The sequence below is a fragment of the Arthrobacter sp. NPDC058192 genome, assembly GCF_042883665.1.
Lineage (GTDB): Bacteria > Actinomycetota > Actinomycetes > Actinomycetales > Micrococcaceae > Arthrobacter.
The window spans coordinates 68,855-81,394 of sequence record NZ_JBHVVJ010000010.1; the positions used below are offsets into that span (position 1 = coordinate 68,855).

The 12,540-nt window shown below is 67.2% G+C and carries 10 protein-coding genes; 7 read left to right on the forward strand and 3 right to left on the reverse strand.

The window, feature by feature from the left end; translation table 11 throughout:
• Nucleotides 1-174: 174 nt before the first annotated feature.
• Nucleotides 175-1,695: a DHA2 family efflux MFS transporter permease subunit gene (locus tag ACFVVK_RS11695; protein WP_390266614.1), complete on the forward strand. Its 1,521-nt coding sequence runs from the start codon at nt 175-177 to the stop codon at nt 1,693-1,695.
• 35 nt (nt 1,696-1,730) lie between these two features.
• Here ACFVVK_RS11695 and ACFVVK_RS11700 read toward each other — a convergent pair whose 3' ends face one another.
• From ACFVVK_RS11700 to ACFVVK_RS11710, 3 genes are all read right to left on the reverse strand, one after another.
• On the reverse strand, nt 1,731-2,564 hold the full coding sequence (locus tag ACFVVK_RS11700) for an alpha/beta fold hydrolase (protein ID WP_390266616.1): 834 nt from the start codon (nt 2,562-2,564) through the stop codon (nt 1,731-1,733).
• 123 nt (nt 2,565-2,687) lie between these two features.
• Nucleotides 2,688-3,314, reverse strand: a complete 627-nt coding sequence (locus ACFVVK_RS11705; RefSeq protein WP_390266618.1) for a thymidine kinase — start codon at nt 3,312-3,314, stop codon at nt 2,688-2,690.
• Nucleotides 3,315-3,363: 49 nt separating this feature from the next.
• Nucleotides 3,364-4,275, reverse strand: coding sequence for an alpha/beta fold hydrolase (locus tag ACFVVK_RS11710; RefSeq protein WP_390266620.1), 912 nt, complete (start codon nt 4,273-4,275; stop codon nt 3,364-3,366).
• Between the two features lie 76 nt (nt 4,276-4,351).
• On the opposite strand from ACFVVK_RS11710, the gene lysS reads away from it, so the two are divergent.
• The 6 genes from lysS (at nt 4,352) to ACFVVK_RS11740 (ending at nt 12,345) form a co-directional block, all read left to right on the forward strand.
• Complete coding sequence (lysS, locus tag ACFVVK_RS11715; protein ID WP_390266622.1) at nt 4,352-5,884, forward strand: lysine--tRNA ligase; 1,533 nt, start codon at nt 4,352-4,354, stop codon at nt 5,882-5,884.
• 2 nt (nt 5,885-5,886) lie between these two features.
• Nucleotides 5,887-6,057, forward strand: a complete 171-nt coding sequence (locus tag ACFVVK_RS11720; protein ID WP_390266624.1) for a hypothetical protein — start codon at nt 5,887-5,889, stop codon at nt 6,055-6,057.
• 149 nt (nt 6,058-6,206) lie between these two features.
• Nucleotides 6,207-6,533, forward strand: coding sequence for an Lsr2 family protein (locus ACFVVK_RS11725; RefSeq protein WP_028276918.1), 327 nt, complete (start codon nt 6,207-6,209; stop codon nt 6,531-6,533).
• Between the two features lie 338 nt (nt 6,534-6,871).
• Complete coding sequence (locus ACFVVK_RS11730; protein WP_390266627.1) at nt 6,872-9,364, forward strand: ATP-dependent Clp protease ATP-binding subunit; 2,493 nt, start codon at nt 6,872-6,874, stop codon at nt 9,362-9,364.
• Nucleotides 9,365-9,554: 190 nt separating this feature from the next.
• A complete protein-coding gene (locus tag ACFVVK_RS11735) occupies nt 9,555-11,693 on the forward strand; it encodes a prolyl oligopeptidase family serine peptidase (protein ID WP_390266629.1) in 2,139 nt (712 codons plus the stop codon).
• A gap of 124 nt (nt 11,694-11,817) precedes the next feature.
• Nucleotides 11,818-12,345, forward strand: coding sequence for an amino-acid N-acetyltransferase (locus ACFVVK_RS11740; protein WP_390266631.1), 528 nt, complete (start codon nt 11,818-11,820; stop codon nt 12,343-12,345).
• Nucleotides 12,346-12,540 lie beyond the last annotated feature (195 nt).

The following is a 12,540-nucleotide window of genomic DNA, read 5'->3' on the forward strand; positions in this document are numbered from 1 at the left end:
AGCAACGCGGGCCACATCACGCCCGTTCGGTGCCCAGGATCGGGCCGTAGCTGACTCGGAGAATTGTGGTGTTTCCCAATGACGGGAATGCGGCCGGGGCTTAGACTGTTGCAATCTGCAGCAGCGCCGACGCTCTGCCGGATCCGCACCCAAAACTCCCTGAGGGATATTCCCATGTCATCAGACGTCTCTTCCAAAGCCTCCGGCGCCCCCGCGCCTGATGCCGACCTGGCGGCCCCCGCGGTCCCGGCCGTCCCTGGGACGACGACGCCGGCGGCCCCTTCCGCGCCGGCGAAGATGTCCCGCGAATCCGTCACCATCATCGTCACGTTGCTGGTGGCCACGTTCGTCGTGATCCTCAACGAAACCATCATGAACGTTGCCCTGCAGCGGCTGATGGTGGACCTGAACATCGATGCGCCCACCGTGCAGTGGCTCTCCACCGGCTTCATGCTCACCATGGCCGTCGTGATTCCGACCACCGGGTTCATCCTGCAGCGGCTGTCCACCCGAGCCGTGTTTATGCTGGCCATGGGCCTGTTCTCCGGCGGCACGCTGCTGGCCGCCGTCGCGCCCGGCTTCGCAGTCCTGCTGCTGGCCCGCATCGTCCAGGCCGGCGGCACCGCCATCATGCTGCCGCTGCTCATGACCACGATCCTCACGCTGGTCCCGCTGGAACGCCGCGGCGCCGTCATGGGCAACGTCAGCATCGCCATTTCGGTGGCGCCCGCACTGGGGCCCACGGTCTCCGGCCTCATCCTGCAGAACTTTTCCTGGCGGTTCATGTTCGTCTTCGTGCTGCCCATCGCCCTCGCCGCGCTCGCCATCGGGGCCAAGTACCTCACCAACATCGGCGAATCCGAGAAGACCCGGCTGGATGGCCTTTCCGTGGTGCTCACGGTCCCGGCTTTCGGCGGCGTGGTCTACGGCCTGAGCCAGATCGGCGGCGGCGGCGCAGGCTCCCGGACCCCGGCCCTGGCGGCCCTTGCCATCGGCGTGGTGGCGCTGGCGGCGTTCGTCCTGCGCCAGCTGAAACTGCAGAAGAGCGACCGCCCGCTGCTGGATCTGCGCGCCTTTACGTTCCGGATGTTCACTGTGTCCGTGCTGCTGCTGGTCGTGGCCATGATCGCCCTCTTCGGCGCGGTGATCCTGCTGCCGCTGTACCTGCAGGAGGTCCGCGGGCTGAAGTCACTCGAGACCGGCCTCGTCCTGCTTCCCGGCGGCCTCGCCATGGGCCTGCTGGGCCCCTTCATCGGCCGGGTCTTCGACAAGGTCGGTCCGCTGCCCCTGACGGTGACGGGCTCGGTGATGATGGTGCTGTCCCTCTGGCAGTTCTCCATGCTGGACGCCGTGTCACCGGTGGGCTGGATCATCGCCCTGCACGTGGCGCTGAGCCTGGGCTTGGCGCTCCTGTTCACCCCAGCCTTCACGACGGGGCTGAATCCGCTGCCGCCACACCTGTACTCTCACGGCTCGGCCATCATGAGCACGCTGCAGCAGGTGGCCGGCGCCGCCGGCACGGCGCTCCTGGTCTCGATCTACGCCTTCGTGGCAGCCGCCTCGGGCATGGTCGCCGGCATGCACGCGGCGTTCCTGACGGCGGCCGTCATAGCCCTCGCCGCCGTCGTCCTGTCCGCTCTGATGCGCAAGACCGCAGGCGCCCCGGACCTCGCCGCACAGCCCGCCGCGCACTAGGCCGCACCAAGGGCGCTGCTTGGTGCAGTGCGCGGTCAGCCGGCGTAGAACGCGCTGAGTTCGGCGATGAGCTTGTCCGGGGCCTTGTTGACGCCGTCGTGGCCCATGCCCGGCAGGATCGTGTAGCTGGACCCGGACAGGACCTCGTGTATCTGGGCGCAGGCCACGCCGAAGTAGGCCGGGCTCTTCTCGCCCACGATGATCAGGGTCTCCAGGGGCAGTTCCAGGAACGGTTCCGCCGGCATGTCCGCGGCGATGATCGCCTTGATCTCGCGGACACCGGTCTGCATGAGGTCGCGCAACTGCTTGCCGATCGGGGTTCCGGCCGAAAGCTTGTTCGCCAGCGTCAGCATGGACAACGGCATCCGGGACAGGGCGCTGCCGGTCTCCAGGCCCCTGAGCAGGACGGCGAGGGCGCGGTCGTCGTCGCCGACCGCCGTCGCCCGCTCGTACTCCGGGGTCCACTCCGCCGTGACACTGTGGTTGACGGACACGGCGGGGTCGTACACCGCCAGGCGTTCCACCGGCAAGGTCCGGGCAGCATGCAGGGCCACTGCGCCGCCGAAGCTGTGGCCGAAGACGTCTGTGCTGGACGTCTGCCTCATGACCGCGTCGAGGTCGCGGATGTCCACGTCCAGGGTGTAGTCCTCCGGCTGCGGGGAGGACGAGCCGCGGCCACGCCGGTTGAAGGTGTGCACTGGCCGGCCCAGTGCGGCGCTGAGCTTCTGCGCGAAACGCGTGTAGTCGGCTGCCGTCACCATCGAGGCCGGTACGACGACGATCCCCGAACCCGCCGAGGCGAGCTCGGCGCCCGTGCTGAAAAGCTCGATCGTTCCGCCGTCGGGGGTTCTGATGTTCTCGCGGGTCATGCTCCGAGCCTAGCCGAGCACGCGCCCCAGTGCAGTACGACCCAGTGCAGCACGCCCCAGTACGCGGACAACCGCTGCGCCGACATGCAGTACGCGCGGTGCGGCCCTCCGCCCGCCGCGGCGCTAGTTGCCCAGCCGGGCGCCGGAGACCTCAAGGTAGCAGGAGCCGCAGAGCGACTCGTACCAGACGTCCTGGCCGTCGATCGCCACCTGATCGCCGTCGAACACCACCTGGTCCCCGATCCTGCGGGTGTTGAAGATTGCCTTCCGTCCGCACCGGCAGATGGTCTTGAGCTCCTCGAGCGTGTGCGCAATCTCCAGCAGCCGCAGCGAACCGGGGAAGGCGCGGGTCCGGAAATCGGTGCGGATTCCGTAAGCCAGCACGGGAACGTTGTCCAGGACCGCGATCCGGAACAGGTCATCCACCTGGTCAGGTTCCAGGAACTGGGCCTCATCCACCAGCAGGCACGCCACCGGGGGAAAGTCCACGTGCTGCAGCAGGGCGTCGGGGTCGTCGCCGTGGGCGTGGGCGGTGAAAATCTTCCGCACCGGACCTCCGGCGGGGATCAGGAAGTCCACCGAGCGGGTCATGCCGAGCCGGGACACGACGTCGGAGTCGCCCTTGGTGTCCACGTCCGGCTTCGCCAGCAGGACCCGCTGCCCGCGTTCCTCATAGTTGAACGCCGCCTGCAGCAGCCCCGTGGACTTGCCGGAATTCATGGCGCCGTAGCGGAAATAGAGCTTGGCCAAGGGGGTCCTTTCGAAAGGGTCGCCCACCGATTGTACGGGCGCGCGGCCCTCAGCGGCCCAGCTTGAGCCGGCGCCTGCGCACCGGAAGCGGCCGCAGGGTCCCCTCGCCGGCAAGGAGGAATCGCGCAACCGCGCGCGGCAGCCGGATTCCGGGCCGGAGCGGACTCTCGTGGAGCTGGCCCGGCAACACGGCGAACTCGATGGAAGGGACGGCGGCTGCGAGTTGCCGGCCCGTTTCGGTGAAGTACTCCGGGCTCCAGCTGCCGCTCAGCATCAGCACCGGGGTGGTCACCGCCGCAAAGTCGGCCAGTTCGGCGTCGGCGTCCAGCACCGCCCGCATCTCCGCGACGGCGGTGGGCAGCAGCTTGCGCATCTCGGCGCCCATGGTGGTCCGTGCGGAGAGGATGCTGAGCATCCGAAGCACGCCCAGCGGGAGCTTGGCGACGGGCCCGCCGACCTCAATGCCCTGGACCAGGTGGGCCCAGGCGTCATCGAGCTGCCCCGCAGCAACCGAACGCTCCAGCTCGGGCCGCCAGCGGTGGGTGAGGTTCCCGGAGAGGGACACGGCCGCGTCGTAGGTCACCATCCTGCGGATCGGCAGCGTCCGTGCCGCCTGCAGGGCCACGAAGCCGCCGTAACTGTGCGCCACCACGTCGCTCGATCCCGTTTCCCGCATCACCGCAGCCAGGTCGGCGACCTCCATGGCCGCCGAGTAGTCGGCCGGTTGAGGGGAGGAGCCGGCGCGCCCGCGCCGGTTGTAGCAATGCACGGGCCGGCCCAACATGCGGCTGATGTTCCCGGCGAACGGGCGGTACAGCCCGGCGTTGATCATGGTGCCGTGCACGACGACGATGCCCGGCGTGGGCAGTGAGCCCGCCGGCGCCGGCCCGGCGGCCGGACGGAACGAGTTCAGCTCAAGGTGCCCCTCGCCGTCGTCGGTGCTGATGGTCCGCGTCTCCACAGCCCCGAGTCTATTCCCCGGCGGCCTTAGCCGGGCGGGATGGGGCCCGGCGGAATCCCCGGTAAACTTGGTCATTGTGACTTCCCAAAACGCCCCTGCCCCGAACAACGCCGCCGAGCCGCACGACGCCAGCGAACAGACGCGCATCCGCATGGAGAAGCGCGCCAAGCTGATCGAACGCGGCGTCGAGGCGTATCCGGTGGGTGTCGGGCGTACGAATTCGCTCACGGAGATCCGTGAGAAATACGCCCACCTGCAGGCCGACGAGACCACCGGCGACGTCGTCGGCGTGACGGGCCGCATTGTCTTCATCCGCAACACGGGCAAGCTCTGCTTCGCCACCCTGCAGGAGGGCGGCCTGGACGGCAAGGCCGTGCGCCTGCAGGTCATGCTGAGCCTTGCCAACATCGGCGAGGAGGCGCTCGCGGAATGGAAGTCCCTCGTGGACCTTGGCGATCACGTCTTCATCACCGGCGAGGTCATCTCCTCACGCCGCGGCGAGCTGTCCGTCATGGCGGACTCCTGGACCATGGCTTCGAAGGCCCTGCGCCCGCTGCCCGTGCTGCACGCCGAGCTGAACGAGGAAACCCGCGTCCGCCAGCGCTACGTCGACCTCATTGTCCGCGACGAGGCCCGGGAAATGGTGTACACCCGCGCCGCGATCACCCGTTCCATCCGCGAAACCCTGCACCGCCAGGGCTACGTCGAGGTCGAAACCCCCATGCTGCAACTGGTGCACGGGGGCGCCACGGCCCGCCCCTTCGAAACGCACATGAACGCCTTCGACCAGAAGATGACGCTGCGCATCGCCACCGAGCTCTACCTCAAGCGGACAGTGGTGGGCGGGATCGACCGCGTCTACGACATGGGCCGGGTCTTCCGCAACGAGGGTGTGGACTCAACCCACAGCCCTGAATTCACCACTCTGGAGTCCTACGAGGCGTGGGCTGACCAGTTCGTCATGGCGGACCGGATCAAGGAGATCATCCTCGACGCCGCCGACGCCGCCGGTGTGGGCCGCGTCCTGCAGACCGAGGCGGGGGAGATCAACCTCGACGGTGACTGGGCGTGGCTGGCGGTCTACCCGGGACTCTCCGACTTCGTGGGCCAGGAAATCACCCCGGACACCCCGGTGGCCGAGCTCCTGGAACTGGCGGCCAAGCACGAGGTCAAGGTCGACGCCGGCTGGGAAGCCGAGAAGCTCGTCGTCGAACTCTTCGGCGAACTTGTGGAACCGACCCTGCTGAACCCCACCTTCGTCTATGACTACCCGCCCTCCGCGCAACCGCTGGCCCGGCCGCACCGTGAGGACGGCCGGCTGATCGAAGCATGGGACCTCATCATCGGAGGCATGGAGCGCGGCACCGCCTTCTCCGAACTCATCGACCCGGTGATCCAGCGCGAACGCCTCACCGAGCAGTCCCGCCGTTCCGCCGCAGGGGACGTCGAGGCCATGCAACTGGATGAGGACTTCCTCCGCGCGCTGGAGTACGGCGCACCGCCGATGGGCGGAATCGGGCTGGGCATCGACCGGCTTGTCATGCTCTTCACGGGCGCCGGCATCCGCGAAACCATCCTCTTCCCCCTGCTGAAACCCGAAGGACACTGAGCATGGACTACATCGCCGTACTGCTGCCCCCTATCGTCGTGGGCCTGCTTTTCTGGTTCGCCATGAAAGCCATATTCAATGCCGACAAATCGGAGCGGCAGGCAGAAGCCCGCGCCCACGCGGAAGCCGAAGCCCGGGCGAACGGTCAGGATTCCGGCCCCGCTGGCGCTTAATTCCCGGAAACAAGTAATAAGCCCCTATTGCCCCCTGCGATTTTCCTTTCAGAGTTTTTCGCTTTGACTCCCCGCTGTGCCGCGGAGGATACTTTTTACAGATACATCCTTCTTTTCTAACCCTCGTCCTTTTGGAAAGAGAGTCTTAAATGGCACAGAAAGTGAAAATCATCCTTGTTGATGATCTGGATGGGGGATCCGCGGACGAAACTGTCCGGTTTGGCCTTGACGGCGTTAGCTACGAAATAGACCTGTCGTCGAGCAATGCATCGGAACTGCGCTCCGCAGTGGACCGGTTTGTGACACACGCACGCAAGACATCAAGCGGACGAGCCACGCGCACCAAGATTTCCAGCGGACGGAATCAGGACTCGGCCCAGATCCGTCAGTGGGCACGCGACAACGGCTATGCGGTAAACAGCCGCGGACGTATCCAAGCGGAAATTCAAGAAGCCTACCAAAAGGCTAATTCCTAGTCCGGCCCGTCCGGGGACGCGGTATCAAAGACCCGTAGCGGGTCTTTGCAGCAAATGGCAATGCCCCCGTTATCCGACGGGGGCATTGCCGTGCCGACGGCGGTGCGCCGGCCGGGCGGCCCGGTCACCATGCGGCGGGAGGGTTGCCGCCGGGTTCCCGCGCCGGGTTCCCGACCGGCGGCCCGGTTCCAACCCCGCCGCGAACAGGGATCCGGACCGATCCGGACCCCGGCCGGACAGGGGACGCAACCCGCGGGTTTCCCCTGTGGCGAACAAGCCCCAAATCTGGAACCCGGCCACGTAGCATCAAAGTACGTCGTAGCTAGGAGTGTGGCGAAATGTTTGAGCGATTTACGGACCGTGCCCGTCGCGTAGTTGTGCTTGCCCAAGAAGAGGCACGCATGCTGAACCACAATTACATTGGTACCGAACACATCCTCTTGGGTCTGATCCATGAGGGTGAAGGTGTTGCGGCCAAAGCCCTTGAATCCTTGAGCATTTCGCTCGACGGCGTGCGCGAGCAGGTCCAGGAGATCATCGGCCAGGGCCAGCAGGCCCCGTCCGGCCACATCCCCTTCACCCCGCGCGCCAAGAAGGTCCTGGAGCTCTCGCTGCGCGAGGCCCTGCAGCTGGGGCATAACTACATTGGTACCGAGCACATCCTCCTCGGCCTCATCCGTGAGGGCGAAGGCGTGGCGGCTCAGGTGCTCGTCAAGCTCGGTGCCGACCTGAACCGGGTCCGCCAGCAGGTCATCCAGCTGCTGTCCGGCTACCAGGGCAAGGAAGCCACCGGCGCCGGCGTCGGCCCCGGCCAGGCCGAAGGGACCCCCGCCGGTTCCGTCGTGCTGGACCAGTTCGGCCGCAACCTGACCCAGGCCGCGCGCGAGAACAAGCTGGACCCCGTGATCGGCCGCGAGCAGGAAATGGAACGCGTCATGCAGGTCCTTTCCCGCCGCACCAAGAACAACCCGGTGCTGATCGGCGAGCCCGGTGTCGGCAAGACCGCTGTCGTCGAGGGCCTGGCCCAGTCGATCGTCCGTGGCGACGTGCCGGAGACCATCAAGGACAAGCAGCTGTACACCCTTGACCTCGGGTCCCTCGTGGCCGGCTCCCGCTACCGCGGCGACTTCGAAGAGCGCCTCAAGAAGGTCCTCAAGGAGATCCGCACCCGCGGCGACATCATTCTGTTCATCGATGAGATCCACACCCTGGTGGGTGCCGGTGCCGCCGAAGGCGCCATCGATGCGGCCTCGATCCTGAAGCCCATGCTGGCCCGCGGCGAGCTGCAGACCATCGGTGCCACCACGCTGGACGAATACCGCAAGCACATCGAGAAGGACGCCGCGCTGGAGCGCCGCTTCCAGCCGATCCAGGTCAAGGAACCCTCTGTAGCGCACGCGATCGAGATCCTCAAGGGCCTCCGCGACCGGTACGAGGCACACCACCGCGTCACGATCACCGACGGCGCCCTTGCCTCGGCAGCGGCCCTGTCCGAGCGGTACATTTCGGACCGCTTCCTGCCGGACAAGGCCATCGACCTGATCGACGAGGCCGGTGCGCGGCTGCGCATCCGCCGAATGACCGCTCCGCCGGAACTCAAAGTCATGGACGAGAAGATCGCCGCCATGAAGCTCGAGAAGGAATCCGCGATCGACGCGCAGGACTTCGAAGGTGCCGCGTCGCTGCGCGACAAAGAGCAGAAGCTCATTGCCGAGCGCGCCGAGAAGGAACGCCAGTGGAAGACCGGCGGCATGGACGACATCTCCGAGGTTGATGAGGATCTCATCGCCGAAGTGCTGGCGAACTCCACCGGCATCCCGGTCTTCAAGCTGACCGAGGAAGAATCCTCGCGCCTGCTGAAGATGGAAAGCGAACTGCACAAGCGTGTGGTCGGCCAGGACGAGGCCATCAAGGCCCTGTCCCAGGCGATCCGCCGCACCCGTGCCGGGCTGAAGGACCCCAAGCGTCCCGGCGGCTCGTTCATCTTCGCCGGGCCCACCGGCGTCGGCAAGACCGAGCTGGCCAAGGCACTCGCGGAGTTCCTGTTCGGCGAGGAAGACGCGCTGATCACGCTGGACATGTCCGAGTACTCGGAGAAGCACACCGTGTCGCGGCTCTTCGGTGCCCCTCCGGGCTACGTGGGCTACGAAGAGGGCGGGCAGCTGACCGAAAAGGTCCGCCGTCGTCCGTTCTCGGTGGTCCTGTTCGACGAGGTGGAGAAGGCGCACGCCGACCTCTTCAACTCGCTGCTGCAGATCCTTGAAGATGGCCGCCTGACCGACTCCCAGGGCCGCGTGGTCGACTTCAAAAACACCGTGATCATCATGACCACCAACCTGGGCACCCGGGACATCTCCAAGAGCGTTGCCACCGGCTTCCAGTCGGGCACGGACACCAAGACCGGCTACAACCGGATGCGCGCCCGCGTCACCGAGGAGCTCAAGCAGCACTTCCGCCCCGAGTTCCTCAACCGTGTTGACGACGTCGTGGTGTTCCCGCAGCTGACCCAGGACGAGATCATCGAGATCGTGGACATGTTCGTCGGCCGGCTCGAGAAGCGCCTCAGGGACAAGGACATGGGCATCGAGCTCACGTCTGCGGCCAAGGTGCTCCTGGCGACCCGCGGCTACGACCCCGCGATGGGTGCCCGGCCGCTGCGCCGCACCATCCAGCGCGAGATCGAGGACCAGCTCTCCGAGAAGATCCTGTTCGGTGAGCTGCACTCCGGAGACATCGTGGTGGTGGATGTTGAAGGCGAGGGCGACGACGCAAAGTTCACCTTCGCCGGCAACGCCAAGCCGCGCATCCCGGAGATCGCACCCAGCGTCTAAGCAGGACGGCCGGTAGGCCGTCGCCCGCCAAAAACCCCGCCCGCCCCGAAAGGAGCGGGCGGGGCTTTTGCGTTTCACGGCCCCGGTCCAAGATCACTTCGAGTCGACGCCGGGACTGCAATCTGAAAGCAGTGTTTCACTCTGAGTGAACTTCCTGTGATCAACGCCACAGACCGTGTTGAATCGGTGCATGGCTGCCAAGGACTCAGAGACCCTGAGCGAACAACCCGAGACCCCTTTCCACGATCTGGACCATTACCTCGCCATCCCCAGGGTGAGCGGTCTGGCCCTCAGTCCCGACGGCGGGCGGCTGGTCACCACAGTGGCCACCCTCAATGCCAAAGGCACTGAGTACTGCACCGCGCTGTGGGAAGTGGACCCCAGCGGCGCCCAGCAGGCCCGCCGGATCACCCGTAGCGCCAAGGGGGAAGCGGGCGCCGTCTTCGCCGCCAACGGCGACCTGTACTTCACTTCCGCCCGTCCCGATCCGGAAAGCCCCGACGCCGACCCCGTCAACGCCCTGTGGGTGCTCCCGGCCGGCGGCGGCGAGGCCCGGGTGGCCCTGTCCCGCGCCGGCGGCATCAGCAAGGTCAGCGCGGCCAGGGATGCCGACGCCCTGGTCGTCACGGCCGCGGTTCTGGCCGGGTCCACCGGTGAGGACAACGATGAGGACCGCCGCAAGGCCCGCAAGGACAACAAGGTCGCGGCCATCCTCCACAGCGGCTATCCCGTCCGCTACTGGGACGCCGACCTCGGCCCGGAGCAGCCGCGGCTGTTCGCCGTCGAACCCGGAGAGCAGCCGGAGGCCGGAAAGCCGACCACTGTCGACGCCGCGCCGCAGCTGTTGCTTCGCAACCTGACCCCGGACGCCGGCAGCCGGCTCAGGGACGCCGAATCGGTGGTCAGCCCCGACGGCAGGACGATCTACAGCAGCCTCACAAAGCCGCTGGCCAACGCGGATTCACGCACCGTGCTCGTGGCAATCGACGTCGCCACCGGCGCCCGGACAGTGCTGCTGGACACCGAGGACGTGAACTATTTCCCGGGTCCGATCAGCCCGGACAACCGCAGCCTCGTGGTGATCAGTGAAAGTGACACCACACCGTTTGCGGCCCCGCAGGTCAAACTGCACCTCCTCGACGTCGCCGGCGAGGCCGCCGAAGGCCAGGCAGCCGGGGAGAATGCCCTTACGCCGCTGGCCCGCGACTGGGACCGCTGGGGCAAACCCGCGGCCTGGCTGCCGGACGGTTCGGCGCTGCTGGTCACCGCTGACGAGGACGGCGCATCGCCGGTCTTCCTGATCCGGGTGGCAGGGGACCGGGGCGAAGCTGCCGGGGTGACCCGGCTGACCCCCGACGCCGCCGCGTACACCGACATCGTGGTGGCGCCGGACGGGCGCAGCGCGTACGCCCTGCGCAGCTCCTACGAATTCCCCGCCGAGCCCGTGCGGATCGACCTCGACGGCGGCGGGGCCGTCCGCCTGCCCGCGCCGGCGGAGCGCCCGCAGTACAAAGGGACGCTCGAACGCGTGGAGGCGACGGCCGCCGACGGCGCCCGGGTCCCCGCGTACCTGGCCCTCCCGGACGGCGCGTCCGCCGCGAGCCCGGCGCCGCTGCTGCTCTGGATCCACGGCGGCCCGCTGGGATCCTGGAACGCCTGGACCTGGCGCTGGAATCCCTGGCTGCTGGTGGCCCGCGGCTACGCGGTGCTGCTGCCGGACCCGGCCCTGTCGACGGGCTACGGGCAGGACTACATCCAGCGCGGCTGGGGCGCCTGGGGCAAGGCTCCCTTCACCGACCTGATGGCCGTCACGGACGCCGTCGTGCGGCGCCCGGACATCGACGAGGCGCGCACGGCCGCCATGGGCGGCTCCTTCGGCGGCTACATGGCCAACTGGGTGGCCGGGCACACGGACCGCTTCAAGGCGATCGTCACGCACGCCAGCCTCTGGGCCTTCGACCAGTTCGGCCCCACCACCGACGCGGCGCAGTACTGGCTCAAGGAGATGACGGCGGAGATGGCGCTGGAGAACTCCCCGCATCTGCACGTGGAAAACATCCGGACGCCCATGCTGGTCATCCACGGCGACAAGGACTACCGCGTGCCGATCGGCGAGGGGCTGCGGCTCTGGTACGAACTGCTCGCCAAGTCAGGGCTCGCGGCAGACGAGAACGGCGAAACGGACCACCGCTTCCTGTACTTCCCGGACGAGAACCACTGGATCCTGCAGCCGCAGCACGCCAAGATCTGGTACGGGGTCGTGGAGCACTTCCTGGCCAGGAACCTGCTGGACAAGGACCTTCCCGTCCCCGACGAACTCGGTCTCTGAGCTCCCGGATTCCTACCCAGCCAGCTCGCATGCGGGGCCGTGACGGGGCGCCCGGAACGGCCCCTGCTGCGAGCTGGCTGGGCCCGCAGGAGTGACGCGACAGCCTCGCCCGTAAGATTGGGCTGTGACTGAGACCGTGACCGCGACTGAGACGTTCCGCATCCGCCCTGCCCGCACCGGCGACGTCGCCGCCATCAAAACGCTCGTGGCGCCGCTGGCCGAGCAGCGGATCCTCATGGCCAAGGAGACCGTGGCCTACTACGAAAGCCTGCAGGAATTCCGGATCGCCGAATCGGACCAGGGCGAGGTGATCGGCTGCGGGGCGCTGCACGTCATGTGGGACGATCTCGCCGAGGTGCGCACCCTGGCGGCCTCGGACGCCTGGCGCGGCAAAGGTGTGGGCCACGCGCTGGTGGAGCGCCTGCTCGAGGACGCCCGGGACCTGGGCGTGTCACGTGTATTCTGCCTGACGTTCGAGGTGGACTTTTTCAAGAAGCACGGCTTTGACGTCATGGCCGACCAGACCGCCGTCGACCCCGTGGTGTATTCCGAGCTCCTGCGCTCGCATGACGAGGGCGTCGCCGAATTCCTGGACCTGGCGAGGGTCAAGCCGAACACCCTCGGCAACACGAGGATGATCCGGCAGCTCTAGGGCGCGCGCCGATAATTCCGGTCCGTCAATCCGTCCGCGGAGGCCTCGCGGCAACGGCTCCGCGCTTCCCTTCAGTAAATTTGGTGGATAAACTGGGCCTGGCCCAGGGGGTGGGCCGCCAGAGTATCGGAGGCACGATATTGCATAGAGACGCGATTTTTCCCGAATTCTTCGCTTTCCGCAGTACGGACGCCG